The following is a 25,211-nucleotide window of genomic DNA, read 5'->3' as shown; positions in this document are numbered from 1 at the left end:
TCCCTCCCATTCTAACTTTGCAACATGTTTTATTAATAAATATATGCAAAATGATAAAAGAACAAAGTTTTGAATGGCTGCTCGAGGGATGCCATCGCATTGCAGATGTAGCAGTGGCCTATTACCCAAACTACGCGTATGCCTGCTCGGCCGTAAAGGCCCTGCGCCGTTCCATTGCGGAACACGCTTGCCTGCTGAAGGACCTGACGGACCAGGGCTATACCGCCAGGACTGCCCACCTCACCCCCGTACAGATAGGCATCCTCCTGAGCTACTGGGGGATGCCCGACCACGTGAAGGATATGACCGTGAAAAATCCGTATCTTCTGGTCTCTAAAAAATATGCGAAATAGAGAATGTATTTCTAATACATTCTGATTATTTTAGTATATTATTATATAGGGTGGTGGAGGATGAGGTGAAACCCTCTCTCGCCACCTTATGTATTTCATTAATTTTTAGCCGATTCTAACTGCTTATTTGTATCCCCCTGGCTGGTCTCTTACCTTTGTCGCATTATCGAATTAAGAATAGACAAAAATGGAAAAAGAAATGAGACCCATGACAACGGAGATGCTGAAGAAAGGCTATCTCCTCTTCCCCAAAGCCTTGTTTGAGGAACAAATGAATATGAAAACCGGAGAGAAAGCCGCCGATGCCTTCGAAGCCTTTGTCTTTGTGCTGACACACGTCAACTACAGCACGGTGACCTGCAACGTCAGGGGACACCTTTTCGACTGTGTACGTGGCGAGTCCGTACTTTCCCTGGCCCGCTGGATGGAGATATTGGGGTGGCCCCGCAACCGTACGCGCTACTTCTTCAACAAGATGTTCGACGCCGGTATCGTGGAGCGGGTGGCCAACCCCTACGTGATGCACATCCGTATCCCCGATTATGATTTCCTTACCGGCAATGCCCGTCCTAAAGCAGCCCCGCGGAAGAAGAAGGCAGCGCCGGTGGCTGGGGCGGGAGAGGACTTCTGCATCTTCTGGGAAAAGTTTCATGACATCACCGAGCATCCCAAGGTAAACATCGGCCGGGCCCGTCGCGAATGGAAAAAATTGACGGCAGGCGAGAAACAGCGGGCACTGGACAACATCGACGAATATTACGACCATCTGAACAACCAAAAATATTGTAAACAAGCCGCCACCTATCTGGCGGACAAATCTTTTGAAAATGAATATGATGACTGAAACTACTTTTTCCCACGACAGTGACCTCGAAGAAGCTGTCATCGGTGCCTGCATGATAGAGCGCGCTGCCATGCCTCTGGTGGCGGACAAACTGCGTCCCGAGATGTTCTACGAGGAGAAGAATCTGGAAATTTTTGCCGCCCTGCAATCGATGTATCGCAGCGCGAAGTCCATAGACACCATCACGTTGAAGAACGAACTGGCAGCCCGTGGCAAACTCGATGCCGTGGGCGGGCCTTACGAACTGTTACGCATCAGCTCGAAGGTCAGCTCCAGTGCTCATCTGGAGTATCATGCGCTCATCCTTAGGCAATTGCACACGCGGCGTATCATGCGTACGGGATTCCAGCAACTGCTGGCGTTCAGTGCCGACGAGTCGATGGATATTGACGACATCCTGGTGGAAGCCCATCGACTGCTGGAGGGGCTGGAGGACGAGAGCGGCGTAGCCGACCACCTTCGCTCCATAGACCGGCTGATGGACGACACGCTGGCCGAGGTGGAGCAGCGTATGGAGCACGGATGCAACGGCATTACGGGTATCCCTACGGGTTTTGACGCTCTGGACCACGTTACGGCGGGCTGGCAGCGCGGCGACTTGAACATCCTTGCTGCCCGTCCGTCGGTGGGGAAGACGGCCTTTGCCCTCCACCTGGCCCGTGCCGCTGCCATGGCGGGGCGTCATGTGGTGGTCTTCAGCCTCGAAATGCAAGGCGAGCGCCTGGGCGACCGCTGGCTGCTTGCAGCTACGGAGGGGGTAGACCCGCAACACCTGCGCAGCGGCCAGCTCACCCCCGGCGAGGTGAGGCAGGTGCATGAGGCATCTGCCGAGTTGTCGCGGTTGCCCATACTGATAGACGACCATCCGATGACGAGCATGGACCGCGTGCGTTCTTCCGCCCGTCTGCTGAAGAGCAAGAATCGCTGTGACATGGTGATTGTGGACTATCTGCAACTATGTGACATGAGGAGTGACCAGAAAAACCGTAACCGCGAGCAGGAAGTGGCGCAGGCAAGCCGCAAGGCAAAGCTGCTGGCCAAGGAGCTGGATATCCCCGTACTGCTGCTGAGCCAGCTGAACCGGGCGAGCGACGGTACCATAGACCATCGCCCCACCCTGAGCAACCTGCGCGAGAGCGGCGCCATAGAGCAGGATGCGGATATGGTAATGCTGCTTTGCCGCCCTGCCCTCTACGGCAAGACCGTCGATAAGAAGAGTACTTATCCCACCGATGGCTTGGGCATCGTCATCATAGCCAAGCACCGTAATGGCAAAACCGGTGAAGTCTATTTCCACCATAACCAAAGCATGACAAAACTGGTGGACTACATACCACCATTGGAGTGGCTGACGAGGAATGCAAAGTGATGGATGGAAATTTATAGAATGCAGAGACACAAAGACACGGAGATTTTTCTTATTGCTTGAAAAACTCTGTGTCTCCGTGTTTTTTGTAGTAAAAAAAATGGCAAAACACTTGACTTCCGCTTCTTAATGTTGTATCTTTGTAATGTGCTTAAGAAAAGGAATAATCATTGATTCGGGCGCCCTATCCCTTCCCTTACCCACTTCTCTCTTATAACTCATTTTTCTTAACTTAAACCTTAACTTTTCAAATTTATGGATGTAATTGTAGAGCGCTTCCAGCGCCGTAAAATCGTAAGCAACCCGGCTTCGCCCATGTTGTACTATCTCCGTCAGAAACCCAAGACCTGCGGCACCGTGGACATCGATGTCCTTGCCGCCTCCATTCAGAAAAACTGTGCCATGACGAAGGGCGACGTGAAGCACGTCATCGAAGCCCTGGTGGAGGAGATTCAAGGCAACCTTGCCAACGGCGACAAGGTGAAGCTGAACCAGCTGGGCACTTTCCACATGACGTTCCGCTGTCCCGGCATGGAGGCCTCGGACAAATGTACGGTGCGCAATATCTCGAAGGTGAATATCCGCTTTATCCCCGACAAGGAGTTGAAGCTGGTGAACGGCAGTACCGCCGTGACCCGTAGCCCGGCGAATGTGGGCTTTGTGCTCGACAAGCCCGAGGAGGGCGGCTCCGGCGGCGGCAATCAAGGCGGTGGTTCCGGAGGCGGCTCCGGCGACGACGGCGACCAGGGCGAAAATCCGCTGGGATAAAAAAGGAATGATTAATGGTTAGTGATTAAGGGTTAATGAACACAAGCAAATCGTTTATCGCTAATCAATCCCTAATGATTAACCATTAATCATTAGCCATTAATCCTTAATCACTAATCCTTAACCATTAATTCTTAACCATTAATCCTTAATTTTATGAGTACAAAATCATCCGTTTGGGATAAGATTCTGAAAGTGATAATCGCTGTAGCCTCCGCGCTTATTGGTGCCCTGAGCGCCCATGCCATGACAGTGTAGCGGGTTTCCTTCACTTTTAATTTTTAATTTCTAATTTTTAATTCTCATGAGATTCATCAATCTTATCGTCGTCCATTGTTCCGCCACCCGCTGCGACCGCTGCTATACGGAGCACGACTTGACGACAGACCACCTGCGCCGGGGCTTCTCCGGCGCAGGTTATCATTTTTATATCCGCAAGAACGGTGACATCAAGTCCCTGCGTCCCTTGTCCCTGCCTGGTGCCCATGTCCGGGGGTGGAATGCAGGTAGCATCGGTGTCTGCTACGAAGGCGGTCTTGACGAGTGCGGTCGCCCTGCCGATACACGCACCCTTTTCCAAAAGCACTCCCTGCGTGTGCTTGTGTTGCTGCTGCTGAAGGATTATCCCGGTTCCCGGCTTTGCGGTCACCGCGACCTGAGCCCCGACCTGAACCATAACGGGGAGATAGAGCCGGAAGAGTGGGTGAAACAATGTCCCTGCTTTGATGCGGCGACTATACTGACAGAACCGCCACCACCCAATCCGGCATGCTTATAAAATGTTTTTATTCTCTTTCTTTGTGCTTTTCTCGCGCACGTATATATATAATGTATAGTTATTTTCTCTCTTTTTCCTTTCTTCAAAATTGTTCATGCGAAATGCTTTTATGAATCAGTAAGTTACAAAAAAGTTTCATTTTTATTAAAAGAAAATGATAGATATGTTTGGCTTGTATTGTTAAATCCTATACCTTTGCACTCGCTTTCCAAGAGAAGGAAAGTGGTAAGATTGAAATACTGAGACAGAAGTGTGGAAGGTGACACAGAGAAATAAAGAGAGATAAAAATATTTTTCGAAAAATATTTGGAGCTTATTAATAATTCTCTTTATCTTTGCAGTCCGATTCGCAAAGAAAAAGAATTTTTCTTGTTTTACTTTTCTTATCCTTGTTTAAAGGATTTGAAAATACAGAAAAAAGAAAAAAAACTTCCGAAAATATTTGGAGGATATACTTAAAAGTTCTTACCTTTGCATCCGCTTTCTGAAAAGAACAGCAATCGTGAAACGAGCGATCTTTGAACAGATTTACATAAACAATACAAGTAGTACAAGAGCAAGGCTTTTCCTTATCAATGGGGAATTGCCTTGGGTAAAACAAGAGAACCGTCAATACTTATTTTATATAGGTAAAGATAAACTTTTGAATTCGAGCGTCCTGAACAGATAACAAGCTGTCGCACATTAATTTTTTTTAATTTGCGCAGTCACGATACTTTTACAATGAAGAGTTTGATCCTGGCTCAGGATGAACGCTAGCTACAGGCTTAACACATGCAAGTCGAGGGGCATCAGGAAGAAAGCTTGCTTTCTTTGCTGGCGACCGGCGCACGGGTGAGTAACACGTATCCAACCTGCCGATGACTCGGGGATAGCCTTTCGAAAGAAAGATTAATACCCGATGGTATATCTGAAAGGCATCTTTCAGCTATTAAAGAATTTCGGTCATTGATGGGGATGCGTTCCATTAGGTTGTTGGCGGGGTAACGGCCCACCAAGCCATCGATGGATAGGGGTTCTGAGAGGAAGGTCCCCCACATTGGAACTGAGACACGGTCCAAACTCCTACGGGAGGCAGCAGTGAGGAATATTGGTCAATGGACGAGAGTCTGAACCAGCCAAGTAGCGTGAAGGATGACTGCCCTATGGGTTGTAAACTTCTTTTATACGGGAATAAAGTTAGGCACGTGTGCCTTTTTGTATGTACCGTATGAATAAGGATCGGCTAACTCCGTGCCAGCAGCCGCGGTAATACGGAGGATCCGAGCGTTATCCGGATTTATTGGGTTTAAAGGGAGCGTAGGCGGATGCTTAAGTCAGTTGTGAAAGTTTGCGGCTCAACCGTAAAATTGCAGTTGATACTGGGTGTCTTGAGTACAGTAGAGGCAGGCGGAATTCGTGGTGTAGCGGTGAAATGCTTAGATATCACGAAGAACTCCGATTGCGAAGGCAGCTTGCTGGACTGTAACTGACGCTGATGCTCGAAAGTGTGGGTATCAAACAGGATTAGATACCCTGGTAGTCCACACAGTAAACGATGAATACTCGCTGTTTGCGATATACAGTAAGCGGCCAAGCGAAAGCGTTAAGTATTCCACCTGGGGAGTACGCCGGCAACGGTGAAACTCAAAGGAATTGACGGGGGCCCGCACAAGCGGAGGAACATGTGGTTTAATTCGATGATACGCGAGGAACCTTACCCGGGCTTAAATTGCAAATGAATGTTCTGGAAACAGATCAGCCGCAAGGCATTTGTGAAGGTGCTGCATGGTTGTCGTCAGCTCGTGCCGTGAGGTGTCGGCTTAAGTGCCATAACGAGCGCAACCCTTATCGATAGTTACCATCAGGTTATGCTGGGGACTCTGTCGAGACTGCCGTCGTAAGATGTGAGGAAGGTGGGGATGACGTCAAATCAGCACGGCCCTTACGTCCGGGGCTACACACGTGTTACAATGGGGGGTACAGAAGGCAGCTACACGGCGACGTGATGCTAATCCCTAAAACCTCTCTCAGTTCGGATTGGAGTCTGCAACCCGACTCCATGAAGCTGGATTCGCTAGTAATCGCGCATCAGCCACGGCGCGGTGAATACGTTCCCGGGCCTTGTACACACCGCCCGTCAAGCCATGAAAGCCGGGGGTACCTGAAGTGCGTAACCGCGAGGAGCGCCCTAGGGTAAAACTGGTGATTGGGGCTAAGTCGTAACAAGGTAGCCGTACCGGAAGGTGCGGCTGGAACACCTCCTTTCTGGAGTGACGTCTCGACTCGATCGTTGGTTCTTGAAGTTATGCTTCCATAAGAACCTCTTGTACTGCGCGTACTTGTTTATTAAAATATACGAGAAAAGTAGAAGCCGAGCCGTAAGGCGAGGGTTTGACTGACAGTCCTATAGCTCAGTTGGTTAGAGCGCTACACTGATAATGTAGAGGTCGGCAGTTCAACTCTGCCTGGGACTACTTCTCAGTTGGTGACCGACCGGTTACGATTTAGCGGGTCTTTCATCAATGGTGAAGGGGGATTAGCTCAGCTGGCTAGAGCACCTGCTTTGCACGCAGGGGGTCAACGGTTCGAATCCGTTATTCTCCACTTCTCAAGATTAGGAATTATCTTTAATCCTTAATCCTTGACAACGATCTTTGACATGATGTGACCAAAAAAAGTAAAGTTGAAAGCTGAAAGTATATATCGACCATACGTGATCGGTAAGACAAAAAGTAAGTAAGGGCACATGGCGGATGCCTTGGCTCTCGGAGGCGATGAAGGACGTGATAAGCTGCGATAAGCCGCGGGTAGGTGCAAATGACCTTTGATCCGCGGATTTCCGAATGGGACAACCCGATATCCTGAAGGGATATCATCCCGCAATGCGGGAGGCTAACGCAGGGAACTGAAACATCTTAGTACCTGCAGGAAAAGAAAATAAATAATGATTCCCCCAGTAGTGGCGAGCGAACGGGGAACAGCCCAAACCATCCATGTTACGGCATGTGTGGGGTTGTAGGACCACGTTGTGGCAAGAAAGTTGGTGAGCAGAATGTTCTGGAAAGTACAGCCATAGAGCATGATAGCTGCGTATGCGAAGCCAACCGAAGCCTAGTGGTATCCTGAGTAGCGCGGAGCACGAGGAATTCTGCGTGAATCTGCCGGGACCATCCGGTAAGGCTAAATACTCCCGAGAGACCGATAGTGAACCAGTACTGTGAAGGAAAGGTGAAAAGCACTTCGAACAGAAGAGTGAAATAGTTCCTGAAACCATGTGCCTACAAGCGGTCGGAGCACTTTTAGTGTGACGGCGTGCCTTTTGCATAATGAACCTACGAGTTACTTTTTCCGGCGAGGTTAAGGATCTCAGATCCGCAGCCGAAGCGAAAGCGAGTCTGAACAGGGCGTATAGTCGGAAGGAGTAGACGCGAAACCAAGTGATCTACCCTTGGGCAGGTTGAAGGATGGGTAACACCATCTGGAGGACCGAACCAATAAGCGTTGAAAAGCTTCTGGATGACCTGAGGGTGGGGGTGAAAGGCTAATCAAACTTGGAGATAGCTCGTACTCCCCGAAATGCATTTAGGTGCAGCCTTGACTTATACTGACATGAGGTAGAGCGACTGATAAGATGCGAGGGCTTCACCGCCTATCAAGTCTTGACAAACTCCGAATGCGTGTCAGTTCTATGTCAGGAGTGAGGGCATGGGTGCTAAGGTCCATGTCCTAAAGGAGAACAATCCGGACCAACAGCTAAGGTCCCGAAATGAATACTAAGTTGAACTAACGAAGTCAGATTGCTAAGACAGCTAGGATGTTGGCTTGGAAGCAGCCATTCATTTAAAGAGTGCGTAACAGCTCACTAGTCGAGGAGTTTGGCGTGGATAATAATCGGGCATAAGTATTCTACCGAAGCTTTGGGATGAGAAATCATCGGTAGGGGAGCATTCCACTCAGCGTCGAAGGTAAGGCGTGAGCCTTGCTGGAGCGTGTGGAAAAGCAAATGTAGGTATAAGTAACGATAAAGGGGGTGAGAAACCCCCTCGCCGAAAGACTAAGGTTTCCTGATCAACGCTAATCGGATCAGGGTAAGTCGGGTCCTAAGGCTCAGCCGAACGGCGAGGCCGATGGCAGAACCGGTTAATATTCCGGTACTACCTTAAGGAGTGACGTGGAGACGGAGTCGTGACAGCGCCGCGGACTGACGGAATAGTCCGTTGAAGGGTGTAGATGTTGATTGTTCCAGGCAAATCCGGAATGAGAGTCGAACCTGACAGTATGGAGCGTCCTTCTGGACAATCCAATAGTGCGTGTAATCATACTTCCAAGAAAATCCGCTAAACTTAATCCTTACGGTACCCGTACCGCAAACGGACACACGTAGTCGGGTTGAATATACTAAGGCGCTTGAGTGATTCACGGTTAAGGAACTAGGCAAACTGACCCTGTAACTTCGGGATAAAGGGTCCTCAAGCAATTGAGGCGCAGAGAATAGGTCCAGGCAACTGTTTAACAAAAACACAGGGCTGTGCAAAATTGAAAGATGAAGTATACAGCCTGACACCTGCCCGGTGCTGGAAGGTTAAGAGGAGACGTCATCGCAAGAGAAGCGTTGAATTGAAGCCCCAGTAAACGGCGGCCGTAACTATAACGGTCCTAAGGTAGCGAAATTCCTTGTCGGGTAAGTTCCGACCTGCACGAATGGTGTAATGATCTGGACGCTGTCTCAACCGTGAGCTCAGTGAAATTGTAGTATCGGTGAAGATGCCGATTACCCGCGATGGGACGAAAAGACCCCGTGAACCTTTACTATAGCTTAACATTGAATTTGGGTAATTGATGTGTAGGATAGGCCGGAGGCTTTGAAGCGGGCACGCCAGTGTTCGTGGAGCCGCTGTTGAAATACGGCCCTTTGATTATTTGAGTTCTAACCCGCTGTTGCGGGGACACTGTTTGGTGGGTAGTTTGACTGGGGTGGTCGCCTCCAAAAGCGTAACGGAGGCTTCTAAAGGTGCCCTCACGACGATTGGTAACCGTCGGCAGAGTGTAATGGCATAAGGGCGCTTGACTGGGAGACTCACAAGTCGATCAGGTAGGAAACTAGAGCATAGTGATCCGGTGTTTCTGTATGGAAAGGACATCGCTCAAAGGATAAAAGGTACTCCGGGGATAACAGGCTGATCCCTCCCAAGAGCTCATATCGACGGAGGGGTTTGGCACCTCGATGTCGGCTCGTCACATCCTGGGGCTGGAGAAGGTCCCAAGGGTTGGGCTGTTCGCCCATTAAAGTGGCACGCGAGCTGGGTTCAGAACGTCGTGAGACAGTTCGGTCTCTATCTATCGTGGGCGCATGAAATTTGCGTGGCTCTGACACTAGTACGAGAGGACCGTGTTGGACTGACCTCTGGTTTACCGGTTGTGCCGCCAGGTGCATTGCCGGGTATCTAAGTCGGGATTGGATAAGTGCTGAAAGCATCTAAGTACGAAGCCAGCCACAAGATTAGATTTCTCAGGGTCGTTGTAGACTACAACGTTGATAGGACGCAGGTGTACAGGCAGCGATGTCATAGCCGAGCGTTACTAATTGCCCGTTCACTTTTTGCCTTGCCTTGTATGGAGGTATATACGTTCAGCCATAAATGAATGCTTTGCTTTTTTCGCATCATGTCTACCTTATTCAGGTGACTACAGCACCGGGGTTCCACCTCTTCCCATTCCGAACAGAGAAGTTAAGCCCGGTCACGCCGATGGTACTGCGTAACAGTGGGAGAGTAGGTAGTCGCCGTTTTTCAGAAGAAGCCTCCGTGTCTGATAAGGATACGGAGGCTTCGTTCGTTTTAGATACCTCCGGAACTGCTCCCCTTAATCCTTGCCATGCGTTGTTGTAGACGTATTTTCTGCTTCTTTTGTCATTCTTTTGTTATCATTACAGAACAAAGTTGGTGTAAAACGAGTTTTTTTTGGAAGAGCAAGAACTTTTCTTCCTTTCTTTCTATTCAATATCAAATGGATTTTTGTAAATTTGGCGTGAATCTAATAGGAAGGGAAAAAATCACGCAATTAATATTGTAATATAAATCATATAATAACTCCTGCAAATATGGAAAACAAGATTCAAGAGCTGACCGATAAGATCTACCGCGAAGGCGTAGAGAAAGGAAATGAAGAGGCACAGAAACTTATCGCAAAAGCTCAGGAAGAAGCCAAGAGAATTATAGAGGATGCACGTAAGGAAGCGGATTCTATCGTGGCTACCGCCCATAAGTCTGCCGATGAACTGGCAGAGAATACAAAATCTGAATTAAAGTTGTTTGCCGGTCAGGCTGTGAATGCTCTGAAGTCCGAAATCGCTACGTTGGTGACGGACAACATTGTGAATGCCGATGTAAAGGCATTTGCTGCAAACAAGAATTATCTTAATGCCTTCATCGTTGCATTGGCGTCCAAATGGAGTGTGAACGAACCAATCGTTATCTCTACTGCGGATGCGGAAGGCTTGACGAAATATTTCGCAGCGAAGGCGAAAGACCTGCTGGACAAGGGTGTGAAGATTGAGCAAGTGAATGGCATCAAAACCTTGTTCTCCGTATCGCCTGCCGATGGTTCGTACAAGGTGAACTTCGGCGAAGAAGAATTTATGAATTACTTCAAGGAATTCCTGCGTCCGCAATTAGTGGAAATGCTGTTCTAAAAACTCCCACAGGATTATGAGTAAATACTATTACTTGGTAGCCGGTTTGCCTGAACTTACTCTGGAAGACAGTAAACTGAGCTATACAGTAGCCGATTTCAGGACGGAACTATATCCTGCCTTGTCGGAAGATGATAAAAAGTTGATAGATTTGTTTTATCTGAAATTCGACAATGCGAATGTCTTGAAACTATTGAAGGATAAGGATGCTGCCATCGACCCGCGCGGAAACTATTCGTCGGAGGAACTGGCGGAATATATCTCACGACTGAAGGATGGCGACGAAGTCTCTGACAGTGTATTCCCATCTTATCTCTCCACGTTCATTTCCGAATACTTCAGCCTGCCTGCCGAGGACGGTTTCTTGTATGAAGACCGCCTGGCAGCGCTCTATTACGCCTATGCCATGGAATGTAAGAATCAGTTTGTGTCTTCCTGGTTTGGTTTCAACCTCACTCTCAATAATATATTGGTGGCGCTCACAGCACGTAAGTTCAAGCTGGACATTGCTCCGCTGATTGTGGGTGATACGGAAGTGTGCGAGGCTCTGCGTACTTCCAATGCTCGTGACTTCGGTCTGGGTACTGAGGTGGATTATCTGGAGCAGCTGGTGAAAATCAGCGAGACGGAGGAACTGGTGGACCGGGAAAAGAAGCTGGACCAGCTTCGCTGGGACTGGATGGAGGAGGCCACATTCTTCGATTACTTTACCGTGGAACGTCTGTTTGTCTTCCTGCTACAGCTGGAGATGATAGAACGGTGGATTTCGTTGGATAAAGAGAAGGGTAACCAACTGTTCCGCAGCATTATCGCTGCCTTGAAAGACGATGTGCAGATACCCGCAGAATTCAGATAAAATAAACAACTAAAAATATATGGCAACAAAAGGAACTGTTAGTGGCGTAATAGCCAACATGGTGACCCTCGTCGTCGACGGACCGGTAGCGCAGAATGAGATTTGTTATATCTCGACCGGAGGAGACAAGTTGATGGCGGAGGTGATTAAGGTAGTAGGTACCCAGGTCTACGTGCAGGTATTTGAGAGTACCCGCGGACTGAAAGTGGGGGCCGAAGCCGAGTTTACCGGACATATGCTCGAAGTGACACTGGGGCCCGGTATGCTTTCGAAGAACTACGACGGTCTGCAAAACGACCTCGACAAGATGGATGGCGTTTTCCTGAAACGCGGGCAATATACCTATCCGCTGGATAAAGGAAGCAAATGGCATTTTGTGCCTTTGGCAAAGGTGGGCGACCAAGTGGAAGCCGCTGCCTGGCTGGGACAAGTGGACGAGAACTTCCAGCCTCTGAAAATCATGGTGCCTTTTGAACAGAAAGGTGTGTGCACCGTGAAATCCATCGCAAAGGAAGGTGATTACAGCATTGAGGATACCATTGCAGTGCTGACGGATGGCGAAGGCAATGACATCCGGGTGAATATGATACAGAAATGGCCCGTGAAGCGTGCCATGACCAACTATAAGGAAAAACCGCGTCCTTTCAAACTGCTGGAAACCGGTGTGCGCGTAATCGATACCGTGAACCCGATTGTGGAAGGTGGTACGGGCTTTATCCCCGGTCCGTTCGGTACAGGAAAGACGGTACTACAGCATGCCATTTCAAAACAGGCGGAAGCGGACATCGTAATCATCGCTGCCTGCGGTGAGCGTGCCAACGAGGTTGTGGAAATCTTTACAGAATTCCCCGAATTGGTTGACCCGCATACGGGACGGAAGCTGATGGAACGTACGATTATCATCGCCAATACTTCGAACATGCCGGTGGCTGCCCGTGAGGCATCTGTCTACACGGCAATGACGATTGCGGAATACTACCGGAGCATGGGATTGAAGGTGCTGCTGATGGCGGACTCCACCTCACGTTGGGCGCAGGCATTGCGCGAGATGTCCAACCGTATGGAGGAGTTGCCCGGTCCCGATGCCTTCCCGATGGACTTGTCCTCCATCATCTCCAACTTCTACGGCCGTGCGGGTTATGTGAAGCTGAACAACGGCGAGTCCGGTTCCATTACTTTTATCGGTACGGTATCGCCTGCGGGCGGTAACCTGAAGGAGCCGGTAACCGAGAATACGAAGAAGGTGGCTCGCTGCTTCTATGCCCTTGAGCAGGACCGTGCCGACAAGAAGCGTTATCCTGCCGTAAATCCGATTGACTCGTATTCCAAATACATTGAATACCCTGAATTCGAGGAGTATATCACCAAGCACATCAACGGTGATTGGATTGGCAAGGTGAATGAAATCAAGACCCGTTTGCAGCGTGGTAAGGAGATTGCCGAGCAAATCAACATCCTGGGTGACGACGGCGTGCCCGTAGAATATCACGTGACTTTCTGGAAATCGGAACTGATTGACTTCGTTATCCTGCAGCAGGATGCCTTTGACGAAGTTGATGCCGTGACTCCGATGGAGCGTCAGGAGGAGATTCTGAATATGGTAATAGAAATCTGTCATACCGAATTTGAGTTCGACAACTTCAACGAAGTAATGGATTACTTCAAGAAGATGATTAACATCTGTAAGCAGATGAACTACTCGAAGTTTAAGTCGGAAGAATACGAGAAGTTCCATAAGCAGTTGCAGGAACTGGTTGAGGAACGTAAAGCCTAAGGATGTACTATGTGACTGTTTACAATTTACTATTTGCCTTGCGGATGCAGGTGTACGGAGGTTGTAGATAGGAAAATAGTAGAATAGGATGGCAGAGATTTAAATAGTAAATAGTAAATTGCTAAATTGTAAATAAATAGATGGCAACAAAAGCATTTCAAAAGATATATACCAAGATTACTCAGATTACGAAAGCTACGTGTTCGCTGAAGGCAACCGGAGTGGGGTATGACGAGTTGGCGACCGTAAACGGCAAACTTGCCCAGGTGGTGAAGATTGCCGGCGACGAAGTGACTTTGCAGGTGTTCGAGGGTACGGAAGGTATTCCCACCAATGCAGAGGTAGTATTCTTGGGCAAGGCTCCTACAATCAAAGTGAGCGAGCAGCTTGCCGGACGGTTCTTCAACGCCTTTGGCGACCCCATCGACGGTGGTCCGGCCATTGAAGGCGAGGAGGTGGAAATTGGCGGTCCGTCCGTGAATCCGGTGCGCCGTAAGCAGCCTTCGGAACTGATTGCAACCGGTATTGCAGGCATCGACCTGAACAATACGCTGGTGTCCGGACAGAAGATTCCGTTCTTTGCCGACCCCGACCAGCCCTTCAACCAGGTGATGGCGAATGTGGCTCTGCGTGCGGAGACTGACAAGATTATCCTTGGTGGTATGGGTATGACGAACGATGACTACCTCTACTTCAAGAACGTATTCTCCAATGCCGGTGCGCTCGACCGTATCGTCAGCTTTATGAATACCACCGAGAATCCTCCGGTAGAGCGTCTGCTGATTCCGGATATGGCACTGACGGCAGCCGAGTATTTCGCTGTGAACAATAATGAAAAGGTGCTGGTGCTGCTTACGGATATGACTTCCTACGCCGATGCGCTCGCCATCGTGTCCAACCGTATGGACCAGATTCCTTCGAAGGACTCCATGCCGGGTTCCCTTTATTCGGACTTGGCGAAAATATACGAAAAGGCGGTGCAATTCCCAAGCGGCGGTTCCATCACGATTATTGCGGTGACGACTCTGTCCGGTGGCGACATTACGCATGCCGTGCCCGACAATACGGGTTATATCACGGAAGGCCAGTTGTTCCTCCGTCGTGACAGCGACATCGGTAAGGTTATCGTTGACCCGTTCCGTTCCTTGTCCCGTCTGAAGCAGCTTGTTACGGGCAAAAAGACACGTAAGGACCATCCGCAGGTGATGAATGCCGCCGTACGTCTGTACGCCGATGCCGCCAACGCCAAAACCAAGCTTGAAAACGGTTTCGACCTGACGAACTACGACGAACGTACCCTTGCCTTTGCCAAGGACTACTCCAACCAGCTGCTGGCCATCGATGTCAACCTCGATACCACAGAGATGCTCGATGTGGCATGGAGTCTGTTCGGCAAGTATTTCCGTCCGGAAGAGGTGAATATCAAGAAAGAGCTTGTGGACCAGTTCTGGCCGAAAGCAAACTAAATAAATGTACGATTAGACGATTTACGGTTTACGATTGATATTACTGAAATTGTAAATCTGTAAATTGAGAAATTGAGTAGCTTCAGTCGTCTAATCGTAAATCGTTAAATCGTAAATAAAATGGCTATTAAGTTTCAATATAACAAAACCTCCCTCCAGCAGTTGGAAAAGCAACTGAAGGTGCGCGTGCGTACACTCCCCATCATCAAGAACAAGGAGAGTGCCCTGCGTATGGAAGTGAAGCGTTGCAAGGGCGATGCTGCCGCGCTGGATGCGAGGTTGGAAAAGGAAATCCAAGCTTACGAAGCCATGTTCGCCCTTTGGAATGAGTTCGACGCTTCATTGATAAAGGTCAGCGATGTTCATCTCGGTGTGAAGAAGATTGCCGGTGTACGGGTGCCATTGCTCGAGAATGTAGATTTCGAGATACGTCCCTACAGCTTGTTCAATGCGCCCAAATGGTATGCGGACGGGTTGCATCTGCTCAAGTCGCTGGCACATACTGCCATCGAGCGTGAATTTATCGTTGCCAAGTTGAATTTGTTGGAACATGCGCGTAAAAAGACCACCCAGAAGGTGAATCTTTTTGAGAAAGTACAGATTCCGGGCTATCAGGATGCTCTGCGCAAAATCAAGCGGTTTATGGAAGACGAGGAGAACCTCTCCAAGTCATCGCAGAAAATCATGAAGTCCCATCAGGAGAAAAGGAAGGAGGCAGAGGCATGATTACGAAAATGAAGAAGCTCACGTTCCTTGTGTATCATAAGGAGTACGAAGCGTTTCTGGCACAGATCCGGGAACTGGGCGTGGTGCACGTTGTGGAAAGGCAGTGCGGCGAGATGGACGACACCTTGCAGCGATTCATGCAGAAGCGTACGCTCTACAAGAATATGCTTCAGAGCATGTACACCCTGGCGGACAAACAGCCGGAAGAAAAGGTGCATAAAGAGTTGTCTGCCGATGCTTTGGTGAAATCCTATGAGGATTTGCAGGCACGTATACAAGACTTGAACCAGCAGATTCCCGCCATTGACAAGGACGTGGCACAGATGGAGGCTTGGGGTGATTTCGATTGGGAATCCATCCGCCGGCTGGAAGATGCCGGCTGGTTCGTGCAGTTCTACACCTGCCCGGAGAAAGACTATAACGAAGCGTGGGCAGAGGACTACAATGCCATCGTGGTGAAAGAGAACGGCGGACATCTTTATTTTGTGACCGTCACTCCCCAGCCGGTAGAGCTGGATGTGGAACCGCTCCGTCTGCCTTCACTCAGCCTCTCCGAGCTGAGCCGGAAGAAAGCCGGTACGGAAGAAGCCCTTGTGCAGGCACATGCCGGGCTGAAAGACTTCTGCAAGGCGAATTACTGTACGTTGGAGAAATACAACCTCCAGCTTCAAGGAGAAATAGACCTGCTGAAAGTCAAGCTGAACAGCGAGCAGATGGCGGAAGGAGCCGTAGTGCTGATGGAAGGCTGGATTCCCGAAGACTGCGAGGCGGATGTGAGGAAACTTCTCGATGAAAACGGCACTTATTATGAGATAAGGGCGGCCAGACGCGAGGACAACGCTCCCATCAAGTTGAAAAACAACGCCTATACACGCATGTACGAAGTGCTTACAAAAATGTACGGCATGCCCGACTATGCAGAGTTCGACCCGACGCCAATACTTGCGCCGTTCTTCTCGCTCTTCTTTGCCTTCTGTATGGGAGACGCGGGCTACGGCTTGGTGCTGATAGCACTCGGGTTCATCCTGAAAAAGAAGATGTCCGAGTCCATGAAAGGCATGATGAATCTGGTGATTACGCTGGGTATATTCACGGCCGTCATCGGTGCCATACTGGGAACATTCTTCGGTGTAAGCCTCTTCGACCTGGAGATACCCGCCAAACTGAAGGAATTCATGATTGTGGGCAAGATAGGCGAGACCACCTATGACAAACAAATGCTGCTGGCGCTGATTATCGGTGCGGTACATATCTGTATTGCCATGACGGTGAAGGCAGTGGGGCAGACCGTGCGCTTCGGCTTCAAGGAGTCGCTCAGTGCCTGGGGATGGCTGTTGCTGGTAGTGGGATTTATCTGTACCGGCGGACTTTCCTTCTTCAAGATAATTTCGGAAGATGTGTCTACATGGGCATTCATCGTGATTGGCGGTGTTTCCGCCATTGGCATCTACCTGCTGAACAACATCCACCGGAATGTATTTGTCAACATCGGTGCCGGGGTATGGGACACCTATAATATGGCAACCGGACTGATGGGCGATATACTTTCCTACATCCGTCTCTATGCCCTCGGTCTGGCAGGCGGTATGCTTGGCGGCGTGTTCAATCAGCTTGCCTTCATGGTGAACGATGCGGCAGGACCTGCCCTGGGCTGGCTGTTCTGCGGACTGATACTGATATTCGGGCATACGCTGAATATCGCCATGTCTTGCCTGAGCGCTTTCGTCCATCCTCTCCGTCTGACATTCGTGGAATACTTCAAGAATTCCGGTTACGAAGGCAAGGGCGAAGCCTACAAACCTTTTACAGTAGTAAAGAAATAAACAAATTAAAAAACAAATAAAAATAGAAACATTATGAATGAAATTTTAGGTTATCTCGGTCTGGGCCTGATGTTGGCCCTTGCAGGAATTGGCAGTTGCTTCGGTACAACAATCGCCGGTAGTGCGGCAGAAGGAGCTTTGAAGAAAGACCCTTCCAAGTCAGCAAGTTATATGATTTTGTCGGCTCTTCCGGCTACGCAGGGACTTTACGGCTTCGTGGCTTTCCTGATGTCTATGGGCAGGGATTTTGCTACGGACGGCCCTTTGATGCTGGGTATCGGACTGGGTGTCGGGCTGGTATGTCTGTTCTCCGCTATCCGTCAGGGACAGATTTGTGCCAGCGGTATCGTGGGTATCTCACAAGGACACGACGTACAGACCAATACAATGATTTACGCCGCACTTCCTGAATTCTACGCTATTTTGGCGCTGGTAGCTGCATTGATGGTATAATCCGGATTATAAGAAAATAAGCTCCAGGGATTTACAACTGAAATCTCTGGAGCTTTTTGTTTAAATCCTTGGGGATTCAACTGAAAACTCCAGGGATTCTCCGTCTAAACTTCGGGAAGTTTAGACGAAAAATGCAGGGATGGGCGAACCCATGAGGCTTTTGTGGTTAAACTATGATATTCCGTAAACGATTGTTTATGCATATTTAATCAGTTTTTTCGATTAAAAGGCTATTTTTCAAAGAATAATACGTACTTTTGCAGCCGTAATTAAGATAAAGAGATTATAACATAATATGACTAAAGAACTACTTACCCCCGATTACATCTTCGAAGCGAGCTGGGAAGTGTGTAATAAAGTAGGCGGTATCTATACGGTTTTGTCTACAAGGGCAAATACTTTACAGACTAAATTTCGCGATAGATTATTCTTTATAGGGCCGGATTTCTGGCAGGGAAAAGAGAACCCTTTGTTCATTGAGTCTGATAACCTTTGCGCAGCGTGGAAAAAATATGCTGCGTTGAAAGACAATCTCTCTGTTCGTGTAGGACGCTGGAACATTCCGGGGGAACCTATTGTTATATTGGTTGATTTCCAACCGTTCTTTGCAGAAAAAAATGAGATTTATACAGAGATGTGGAACCGCTATCAAGTGGATTCGCTGCATGGATATGGCGATTATGACGAAGCATCCATGTTTGCTTTCGCTACCGGAAAGGTGATAGAGAGTTTCTACCGCTATAATCTGACGGAAACAGACAAAGTGGTGTTCCAGGCACACGAGTGGATGACCGGTATGGCCGCCCTCTATCTTCAGTCTGCCGTTCCCGAGATAGGGACTATCTTCACCACACATGCCACGTCCATCGGCCGTTCCATAGCAGGCAACAATAAGCCGCTCTACGATTATCTCTTCGCTTACAACGGCGACCAGATGGCGGAGGAGTTGAATATGCAGTCTAAGCATTCCATAGAAAAGCAGACGGCTCATTATGTGGACTGCTTCACTACCGTGAGCGAAATCACAAACAACGAATGCAAGGAGTTGCTTGACAAGCCTGCGGACGTTGTGCTGATGAACGGTTTTGAAGATGATTTTGTACCGAAAGGCGCCACTTTCACGGGCAAGCGCAAACGTGCCCGTTCCACCATGTTGCGTGTGGCAAACTGCCTGCTGGGTGAGGACTTGGGTGATGATACGCTGATTATCGGTACCAGCGGACGCTATGAGTTCAAGAATAAGGGCATTGATGTGTTCCTGGAATCATTGAATAGGCTGAACCGGGATAAGGATTTGAAAAAGAAAGTATTGGCGTTTGTCAACGTGCCTAGTTGGGTGGGAGACCCCCGCGAGGATTTGCAGAAACGCCTTAAGAGCAAGGATAAGTTTACCGAGCCGTTACAGTGCCCTTTCATCACTCACTGGCTGCACAATATGACGCACGACCAGGTGCTGGATATGCTGAAATACCTCGGTATGGGCAATCGTCCCGAAGATAAGGTGAAAGTGATTTTTGTACCCTGCTATCAGGATGGCCACGACGGTATTCTCAACAAGCATTATTATGACTTGATTTTAGGCGAAGATCTTAGTGTTTATCCGTCTTATTACGAACCATGGGGATATACCCCGCTGGAAAGCGTGGCTTTCCGCGTGCCCACTATCACCACCGACCTTGCCGGTTTTGGACTTTGGGTGAACAGTCTGAAGAATCAGCATGGCATTGACGACGGAGTGGAGGTGCTGCACCGTTCGGATTACAATTATTCCGAAGTGGCAGACGGCATAAAGGATACCGTAGCCTTGTTCTCGACCAAGACAGAAGCCGAAATCAAGGAAATCCGTAAACGTGCAGGTCAGGTGGCAGAGCAGGCCTTATGGAAGCATTTTATAAAGTATTACTATGAGGCTTATGATATTGCGCTGTGCAACGCCATGAAGCGTCAATTAAGATAAAAGAATTATTAATCAATTAGTTATCATACAATGAAGATTAAAGTTAGTAATGTAAACACTCCTAACTGGAAAGACGTGAATGTGAAATCGCACATTCCTGCCGAACTGGAGAAACTGTCTGAACTGGCACGTAACATTTGGTGGTCATGGAATTATGAAGCCACCGAACTCTTCAGAGATCTTGAACCTGCCCTTTGGAAAGAAGTGGGACAGAACCCCGTACTTCTGCTGGAGCGTATGAGTTATGCCAAACTTGAAGCGCTTGCCAACGATAAGGTTATTCTGCGCAGAATGGAAGATGTATATTCAAAATTCCGTACATACATGGATGTGACGCCTGACAGTAAGCGCCCGTCTGTTGCCTATTTCAGCATGGAGTATGGTTTGAACCACGTACTTAAGATATATTCCGGTGGTCTGGGCGTACTTGCCGGTGACTATTTGAAAGAGGCTTCCGACAGTAACGTTGACTTGTGTGCAGTCGGTTTCTTGTATCGCTATGGTTACTTTACCCAAACCTTGTCTATGGACGGTCAGCAGATCGCCAACTACGAGGCGCAAAACTTCGGACAGTTACCCATCGATCGTGTATTGGACGAGAATGGACAACAAGTGGTGGTGGATGTTCCTTATCTGGATTACTACGTGCATGCTTATGTGTGGAGAGTAAATGTAGGACGCATCTCCCTCTATCTGCTTGATACAGACAATGAAATGAACAGTGAGTTCGACCGTTCCATCACTCACCAACTGTATGGCGGTGACTGGGAAAACCGTCTGAAGCAGGAGATTTTGTTGGGTATCGGCGGTATTCTGACGCTGAAGAAGCTGGGCATCAAGAAAGATATTTATCACTGCAACGAAGGACATGCTGCTTTGATCAACGTACAGCGCATCTGTGACTACGTGGCCGAAGGTCTGACTTACGACCAGGCTATCGAGTTGGTACGTGCTTCCTCTCTCTATACTGTACATACTCCGGTTCCTGCCGGTCACGACTACTTCGACGAAGGTCTTTTCGGCAAGTACATGGGCGGCTATCCTTCAAGAATGGGTATCAGCTGGGATGACCTGATGGACCTCGGACGTAACAATCCGGGCGACAAGGGCGAGCGTTTCTGTATGTCTGTATTCGCTTGCAACACTTCTCAAGAGGTGAACGGTGTGAGCTGGTTGCACGGGAAGGTTTCCCAGGAGATGTTCGCTTCCATCTGGAAGGGCTACTTCCCCGAAGAAAGTCATGTGGGCTACGTTACCAACGGTGTACACTTCCCCACTTGGAGCGCTACGGAGTGGAAACATCTCTATGCTGCGCATTTTGATGAAAACTTCCTCTACGACCAGTCCAACCCCAAGATTTGGGAGGCTATCTATAACGTGTCCGACGAAGAAATCTGGAAGACGCGCATGGTGATGAAGAACAAACTGATTGACTATGTCCGCAAGCAATACCGTGAAACTTGGTTGAAGAATCAAGGTGATCCCTCACGCATCGTTTCCCTGCTGGACAAAATCAATCCGAATGCCCTGCTGATAGGTTTCGGACGCCGTTTCGCCACCTACAAGCGTGCACACTTACTGTTCACCGACCTCGATCGTCTGTCCAAGATCGTGAATAACCCTGACTATCCGGTACAGTTCCTTTTCACTGGCAAGGCTCACCCGCACGATGGTGCAGGTCAGGGCTTGATTAAGAGAATCATCGAGATTTCCCGCCGTCCGGAGTTCCTGGGTAAGATTATCTTCCTGGAAAATTATGATATGCAGTTGGCACGTCGCCTCGTTTCAGGTGTGGATATCTGGCTGAACACTCCGACACGTCCGCTCGAAGCATCCGGTACTTCCGGCGAGAAGGCGTTGATGAACGGTGTTGTAAACTTCTCCGTACTCGACGGCTGGTGGCTGGAGGGCTATCGCGAAGGTGCCGGTTGGGCATTGACCGAAAAGCGTACTTACCAGAATCAGGAACATCAGGACCAACTCGATGCCGCTACTATCTACAGCATTCTTGAGCAGGAAATTCTGCCGTTGTTCTATGCACGTAACAAGAAGGGATATTCGGAAGGTTGGGTGAAGACTATCAAGAACTCCATCGCACAGATTGCTCCCCACTATACAATGAAGCGCCAGTTGGATGACTATTACGATAAGTTCTACATCAAGGAAGCCAAACGTTTCAAGATGCTGGCTGCCGACGGTTATGCCAAGGCTAAGGAAATAGCTGCCTGGAAGGAAGAAGTTGCCGAAAAATGGGACAGCATTGAAGTGGTGTCTTGCGAAAAGACTGAAGACCTGGTGAAAGGCTCCATCGAGAGCGGTAAGGAATACACCATTACTTACGTTATCGACGAGAAGGGCTTGAACGATGCTATCGGTCTGGAACTGGTGACTACTTATACGGCTCAGGATGGCAAACAGCACGTTTACTCCGTAGAACCGTTCAATGTAGTGAAGAAAGAAGGTAACCTTTATACTTTCCAAGCTAAGCACAAGATGGAAAATGCGGGTAGCTTCAAGGTTTCTTACCGTATGTTCCCGAAGAATGCAGACCTGCCTCACCGTCAAGACTTCTGCTACGTTCGCTGGTTCGTATAAGAGCATAAAAAACAGATAATGTGTTTGCGATATGGCAGAACACATTGTCTGTTCAGATGAAAGATATCATCTGCATGATGCAGGCAGACCATCCGTTTACTTTAAACGGATGGTCTGTTTCTTTTCTAGAGCTTGCTTTTTATTTCGGCTGTCCAGGCGTCAATGCGTTCGGCGGTTTTGTCACTCTCGTTCACTTCGTCGAGGGGAAGTCCTACGAATGCATCGTCTACCACGGCGATGGAAGAGGAGAAGGAATACCCGTCCGTGCTGACTTTGTTGCCCAAGAAGGTACACCCGCTATCCTTCAAGTCCTCGTAGAGTACTCCGATGCCGTCGCAGAATGTGTCGCAGTAGGATTCGGAGTCGCCGCAACCGAATAGGGCTACGAGCTTCATGGAAAGGTCGGTGCTCTTCAGTACCTTTACGCCGTCATACCAGTCGTCCTGCAGTTCGCCGTCTCCCCAAGTGGAGGTACCTAGAACCAGCACTTCATACTCCTTGATTTTATCGGCGGTCATCTTGTCAACACTATGTACGTCGGTGGAGGAAACTCCCAACTTTTCGGCTATCTGGTTAGCCAACTCTTCGCAGGTTCCGGTACTGGAACCATAAAAAACACCAGTCTTTTTCATTGTAAATAAAGTGATTAAATTGTTTGCTGCAAAGTAAAGGCTTTGCCGGAGAACGTGAAATACCTACATGTAGGGCTTTGGGTGTTGTGCCACTCCCCATTTCGTGTTAGCTTGTTGCGTGGTCTATAGAGGTTGCGGTTACCTACTAATTGGGATGGTAGACTCTCTTTTTGATGAAAAGTAAGTATTGCCGGATTGTTAAAAATGAAGGACATTTGTACCGGTAATAATAGACAAGCGCTTATGGTTAGATTCGTACATTCCACTCATTCGCAATTCCATCCTTCCGTGGCTGGTAAGTGGCTGGTGTGGGGGACTTTGATGATGCTTCTTGCGGGGGTGGCTATCATTGTTTTTTCGGTATTCTCGCATGATGCACTCGATGCGTGCTGTAATTGCATAATCTGTACTTTCAACCGTGTCCCGAAGGAAGGGGAATATTTGTATAACCGCTACCTGCCGGTCATCAGCATGGTGTGGGTGGCGTTTCTGATACTTTTGGTATATGTGGTCCGCTATTGCATGAACAAGAGGAGGTAGCCGGGTGTTCTATAGGTAAAACTGAAAGGAGACTATATGAAAAAGATTGTTTTGCTTCGCCACGGCGAGAGTGCATGGAATAAGGAAAACCGCTTCACGGGGTGGACGGATGTTGATTTGACAGAGAAAGGCGTTGCTGAAGCTGTAAGGGCGGGTGAGCTGCTGGCAGAAAAGGGATTTCGCTTCAAGAAGGCGTATACTTCCTATCTGAAGCGTGCCGTGAAGACACTGGATTGTGTGCTGGACCGCCTCGACCAGGACTGGATTCCGGTGGAGAAATCGTGGAGGTTGAATGAGAAACACTATGGCCAGTTGCAAGGATTGAACAAGGCGGAGACGGCTGCCAAGTACGGTGACAAGCAGGTGCTGGTATGGCGCCGTAGCTTTGATGTGGCTCCGCATGCATTGGCCGAGGATGACCCACGTAATCCGCGTTTTGAGGACCGTTATCAAGAAGTGCCCGATGCCGAACTGCCCCGTACGGAGTCGTTGAAAGATACGATTGAGCGTATCATGCCTTACTGGAAGTGTATCATCTTCCCGAATCTGAAGACGGCCGACGAATTGCTGGTAGTGGCTCATGGCAATAGCCTGCGGGGTATTATCAAACATCTGAAGCATATTTCGGACGATGAAATCGTGCATCTGAACCTGCCTACGGCGGTGCCCTATGTTTTTGAGTTTGATGATGAGCTGAACTTGACGGAAGACTATTTCTTGGGTAACCCTGAGGAGATAAAGAAATTAATGGAGGCTGTGGCCAATCAAGGAAAGAAGAAATGATTTTGGTGCGCGGAAGCGCTCTATTTCTTTATCCTTTCATTCCATGAAGCAGCGTCATGCTGAGCAGTACCCCGACCACTATGCAGATGAGGATAAGGAAACAGTTCATGAGCCGTGCGCCCAGCTTGGTTTCCTTGTGTAAGTTCTGTTCAAAGTAGTTCTTGAAGAACAGATAGATGGCAGGTACGGTGGCGCTTGCCAGCAGGAGGTCTTCGGGAATCTTGTAGATGTAGACTTTGGAAAAGGCGATGAGCGCCCAGTGGCAAAGGAACAGAATGACGAGCAGGTTGACCCTGCGCGAGAAAGCCAGCAGTAGCCCGATGGTGAAAACTGCTACCGAGCAGGGCATCACGGTGGTGGTCATCATGGGAAATTCCATTCCGCGTGCCCACGAAAGGAGCGGGTAGAGGAAAGGCATTGCATAGAGTACCCCCACCAGTACTTTGTATTTCGGGTTGCGCTCGAACGGAGTGTAGTCGGTAAACAAATCCCATAGCCACAATAGTGCAATCACTCCCCAGAAGATGGCGAGTATATAGTGGTGTCAGCGCGCTCCGCAATACATCATGTAGTACACGACGGATATCCACCCGTTCAGAAATACCATGTAGATTTTCATGGAGCGTTTTGCCCATAAGGTCGGTTTCCGGTAGAGCTGCGTGGTGAGCAGGATACCTGCTGCGGTGATGAGGAGCTGTGTCCACCAGGTGGCCTCGTTGTATTGTGCGATAGTATTCCAGAATATTTCCATTTGTGTCCATTAAAAAAACGGCTGCAAAGGTAGAGTTTTCTGCCGAAAGAATGAAATCGTTTTCTACATTTTG

Annotated in this window: 18 protein-coding genes, 2 tRNA genes, 3 rRNA genes and 1 pseudogene; 22 read left to right on the top strand and 2 right to left on the bottom strand. The window is 48.9% G+C overall.

Features of this window, described 5'->3' with window-relative positions; all coding sequences use genetic code 11:
* The first annotated feature begins 50 nt into the window (after positions 1 to 50).
* The 20 genes from JXR92_RS14300 (at position 51) to JXR92_RS14205 (ending at position 22,432) form a co-directional block, all read left to right on the top strand.
* Complete coding sequence (locus JXR92_RS14300; RefSeq protein WP_005831107.1) at positions 51 to 353, top strand: DUF4248 domain-containing protein; 303 nt, start codon at positions 51 to 53, stop codon at positions 351 to 353.
* A 187-nt stretch (positions 354 to 540) separates the two neighbouring features.
* Positions 541 to 1,197: a hypothetical protein gene (locus JXR92_RS14295; protein WP_117601228.1), complete on the top strand. Its 657-nt coding sequence runs from the start codon at positions 541 to 543 to the stop codon at positions 1,195 to 1,197.
* Positions 1,187 to 2,566 carry a replicative DNA helicase gene (dnaB, locus tag JXR92_RS14290; RefSeq protein ID WP_117601285.1) on the top strand — a complete coding sequence of 460 codons (1,380 nt, stop codon included), beginning with the start codon at positions 1,187 to 1,189 and terminating at the stop codon, positions 2,564 to 2,566. The genes JXR92_RS14295 and dnaB overlap by 11 nt, the downstream gene beginning before the upstream one ends.
* Before the next feature lie 252 nt (positions 2,567 to 2,818).
* On the top strand, positions 2,819 to 3,331 hold the full coding sequence (locus JXR92_RS14285; RefSeq protein ID WP_005837397.1) for an HU family DNA-binding protein: 513 nt from the start codon (positions 2,819 to 2,821) through the stop codon (positions 3,329 to 3,331).
* Between the two features lie 156 nt (positions 3,332 to 3,487).
* The gene (locus tag JXR92_RS14280; protein WP_005837396.1) at positions 3,488 to 3,589 is read left to right on the top strand and encodes a smalltalk protein; all 102 of its coding nucleotides are present in this window, start codon (positions 3,488 to 3,490) and stop codon (positions 3,587 to 3,589) included.
* Positions 3,590 to 3,635: 46 nt separating this feature from the next.
* Positions 3,636 to 4,109: an N-acetylmuramoyl-L-alanine amidase gene (locus JXR92_RS14275; RefSeq protein ID WP_035448724.1), complete on the top strand. Its 474-nt coding sequence runs from the start codon at positions 3,636 to 3,638 to the stop codon at positions 4,107 to 4,109.
* A gap of 720 nt (positions 4,110 to 4,829) precedes the next feature.
* A 16S ribosomal RNA gene (locus JXR92_RS14270) occupies positions 4,830 to 6,356 on the top strand.
* A 135-nt stretch (positions 6,357 to 6,491) separates the two neighbouring features.
* Positions 6,492 to 6,565: transfer RNA gene (locus tag JXR92_RS14265), tRNA-Ile, on the top strand.
* Between the two features lie 56 nt (positions 6,566 to 6,621).
* Positions 6,622 to 6,695, top strand: a tRNA-Ala gene (locus JXR92_RS14260).
* Between the two features lie 122 nt (positions 6,696 to 6,817).
* A 23S ribosomal RNA gene (locus tag JXR92_RS14255) occupies positions 6,818 to 9,695 on the top strand.
* Between the two features lie 73 nt (positions 9,696 to 9,768).
* Positions 9,769 to 9,879, top strand: a 5S ribosomal RNA gene (gene rrf / locus JXR92_RS14250).
* Together the 16S, 23S and 5S rRNA genes with 2 tRNA genes alongside form the textbook arrangement of a ribosomal RNA operon.
* Positions 9,880 to 10,191: 312 nt before the next feature.
* Positions 10,192 to 10,782, top strand: coding sequence for a hypothetical protein (locus JXR92_RS14245; protein WP_117601385.1), 591 nt, complete (start codon positions 10,192 to 10,194; stop codon positions 10,780 to 10,782).
* A gap of 16 nt (positions 10,783 to 10,798) precedes the next feature.
* Complete coding sequence (locus tag JXR92_RS14240) at positions 10,799 to 11,638, top strand: DUF2764 domain-containing protein (RefSeq protein WP_138345988.1); 840 nt, start codon at positions 10,799 to 10,801, stop codon at positions 11,636 to 11,638.
* Between the two features lie 19 nt (positions 11,639 to 11,657).
* On the top strand, positions 11,658 to 13,412 hold the full coding sequence (locus JXR92_RS14235; protein WP_117601383.1) for a V-type ATP synthase subunit A: 1,755 nt from the start codon (positions 11,658 to 11,660) through the stop codon (positions 13,410 to 13,412).
* Between the two features lie 140 nt (positions 13,413 to 13,552).
* The gene (locus JXR92_RS14230; protein ID WP_005827389.1) at positions 13,553 to 14,878 is read left to right on the top strand and encodes a V-type ATP synthase subunit B; all 1,326 of its coding nucleotides are present in this window, start codon (positions 13,553 to 13,555) and stop codon (positions 14,876 to 14,878) included.
* A 120-nt stretch (positions 14,879 to 14,998) separates the two neighbouring features.
* Positions 14,999 to 15,604 carry a V-type ATP synthase subunit D gene (locus JXR92_RS14225; protein WP_117601382.1) on the top strand — a complete coding sequence of 202 codons (606 nt, stop codon included), beginning with the start codon at positions 14,999 to 15,001 and terminating at the stop codon, positions 15,602 to 15,604.
* The gene (locus JXR92_RS14220) at positions 15,601 to 17,427 is read left to right on the top strand and encodes a V-type ATP synthase subunit I (protein ID WP_117601381.1); all 1,827 of its coding nucleotides are present in this window, start codon (positions 15,601 to 15,603) and stop codon (positions 17,425 to 17,427) included. The genes JXR92_RS14225 and JXR92_RS14220 overlap by 4 nt, the downstream gene beginning before the upstream one ends.
* Before the next feature lie 33 nt (positions 17,428 to 17,460).
* Positions 17,461 to 17,880 carry an ATPase gene (locus JXR92_RS14215; protein ID WP_005827396.1) on the top strand — a complete coding sequence of 140 codons (420 nt, stop codon included), beginning with the start codon at positions 17,461 to 17,463 and terminating at the stop codon, positions 17,878 to 17,880.
* 295 nt (positions 17,881 to 18,175) lie between these two features.
* A complete protein-coding gene (locus JXR92_RS14210) occupies positions 18,176 to 19,837 on the top strand; it encodes a glycogen/starch synthase (RefSeq protein ID WP_117601379.1) in 1,662 nt (553 codons plus the stop codon).
* A 30-nt stretch (positions 19,838 to 19,867) separates the two neighbouring features.
* Positions 19,868 to 22,432, top strand: coding sequence for a glycosyltransferase family 1 protein (locus JXR92_RS14205; RefSeq protein ID WP_117601378.1), 2,565 nt, complete (start codon positions 19,868 to 19,870; stop codon positions 22,430 to 22,432).
* A 125-nt stretch (positions 22,433 to 22,557) separates the two neighbouring features.
* Here JXR92_RS14205 and fldA read toward each other — a convergent pair whose 3' ends face one another.
* Positions 22,558 to 23,064 carry a flavodoxin FldA gene (gene fldA, locus JXR92_RS14200; protein ID WP_138345986.1) on the bottom strand — a complete coding sequence of 169 codons (507 nt, stop codon included), beginning with the start codon at positions 23,062 to 23,064 and terminating at the stop codon, positions 22,558 to 22,560.
* A 243-nt stretch (positions 23,065 to 23,307) separates the two neighbouring features.
* Here fldA and JXR92_RS14195 point away from each other — a divergent pair, with 243 nt between their 5' ends.
* Together JXR92_RS14195 and gpmA are read left to right on the top strand one after the other, a co-directional pair.
* Positions 23,308 to 23,604, top strand: coding sequence for a hypothetical protein (locus JXR92_RS14195; RefSeq protein ID WP_005837364.1), 297 nt, complete (start codon positions 23,308 to 23,310; stop codon positions 23,602 to 23,604).
* 36 nt (positions 23,605 to 23,640) lie between these two features.
* Positions 23,641 to 24,387 carry a 2,3-diphosphoglycerate-dependent phosphoglycerate mutase gene (gpmA, locus tag JXR92_RS14190; protein WP_138345984.1) on the top strand — a complete coding sequence of 249 codons (747 nt, stop codon included), beginning with the start codon at positions 23,641 to 23,643 and terminating at the stop codon, positions 24,385 to 24,387.
* 28 nt (positions 24,388 to 24,415) lie between these two features.
* On the opposite strand, the pseudogene JXR92_RS14185 reads toward gpmA, so the two are convergent.
* Positions 24,416 to 25,138, bottom strand: a pseudogene (locus JXR92_RS14185) (DUF6064 family protein).
* Between the last annotated feature and the right edge of the window lie 73 nt (positions 25,139 to 25,211).

Source organism: Bacteroides parvus (assembly GCF_017309675.2).
GTDB lineage: Bacteria > Bacteroidota > Bacteroidia > Bacteroidales > Bacteroidaceae > Bacteroides > Bacteroides uniformis.
This window is presented reverse-complemented; position numbering and strand designations above follow the sequence as displayed.

What these genes read in the sequence shown, in the direction of transcription:
- JXR92_RS14300 (WP_005831107.1), top strand. Translation starts at nt 51, where the DNA reads ATGATAAAAGAACAAAGTTTTGAATGGCTGCTCGAGGGATGCCATCGC.
- JXR92_RS14295 (WP_117601228.1), top strand. Translation starts at nt 541, where the DNA reads ATGGAAAAAGAAATGAGACCCATGACAACGGAGATGCTGAAGAAAGGC.
- dnaB (WP_117601285.1), top strand. Translation starts at nt 1,187, where the DNA reads ATGATGACTGAAACTACTTTTTCCCACGACAGTGACCTCGAAGAAGCT.
- JXR92_RS14285 (WP_005837397.1), top strand. Translation starts at nt 2,819, where the DNA reads ATGGATGTAATTGTAGAGCGCTTCCAGCGCCGTAAAATCGTAAGCAAC.
- JXR92_RS14280 (WP_005837396.1), top strand. Translation starts at nt 3,488, where the DNA reads ATGAGTACAAAATCATCCGTTTGGGATAAGATTCTGAAAGTGATAATC.
- JXR92_RS14275 (WP_035448724.1), top strand. Translation starts at nt 3,636, where the DNA reads ATGAGATTCATCAATCTTATCGTCGTCCATTGTTCCGCCACCCGCTGC.
- JXR92_RS14245 (WP_117601385.1), top strand. Translation starts at nt 10,192, where the DNA reads ATGGAAAACAAGATTCAAGAGCTGACCGATAAGATCTACCGCGAAGGC.
- JXR92_RS14240 (WP_138345988.1), top strand. Translation starts at nt 10,799, where the DNA reads ATGAGTAAATACTATTACTTGGTAGCCGGTTTGCCTGAACTTACTCTG.
- JXR92_RS14235 (WP_117601383.1), top strand. Translation starts at nt 11,658, where the DNA reads ATGGCAACAAAAGGAACTGTTAGTGGCGTAATAGCCAACATGGTGACC.
- JXR92_RS14230 (WP_005827389.1), top strand. Translation starts at nt 13,553, where the DNA reads ATGGCAACAAAAGCATTTCAAAAGATATATACCAAGATTACTCAGATT.
- JXR92_RS14225 (WP_117601382.1), top strand. Translation starts at nt 14,999, where the DNA reads ATGGCTATTAAGTTTCAATATAACAAAACCTCCCTCCAGCAGTTGGAA.
- JXR92_RS14220 (WP_117601381.1), top strand. Translation starts at nt 15,601, where the DNA reads ATGATTACGAAAATGAAGAAGCTCACGTTCCTTGTGTATCATAAGGAG.
- JXR92_RS14215 (WP_005827396.1), top strand. Translation starts at nt 17,461, where the DNA reads ATGAATGAAATTTTAGGTTATCTCGGTCTGGGCCTGATGTTGGCCCTT.
- JXR92_RS14210 (WP_117601379.1), top strand. Translation starts at nt 18,176, where the DNA reads ATGACTAAAGAACTACTTACCCCCGATTACATCTTCGAAGCGAGCTGG.
- JXR92_RS14205 (WP_117601378.1), top strand. Translation starts at nt 19,868, where the DNA reads ATGAAGATTAAAGTTAGTAATGTAAACACTCCTAACTGGAAAGACGTG.
- fldA (WP_138345986.1), bottom strand. Translation starts at nt 23,064, where the DNA reads ATGAAAAAGACTGGTGTTTTTTATGGTTCCAGTACCGGAACCTGCGAA.
- JXR92_RS14195 (WP_005837364.1), top strand. Translation starts at nt 23,308, where the DNA reads ATGGTTAGATTCGTACATTCCACTCATTCGCAATTCCATCCTTCCGTG.
- gpmA (WP_138345984.1), top strand. Translation starts at nt 23,641, where the DNA reads ATGAAAAAGATTGTTTTGCTTCGCCACGGCGAGAGTGCATGGAATAAG.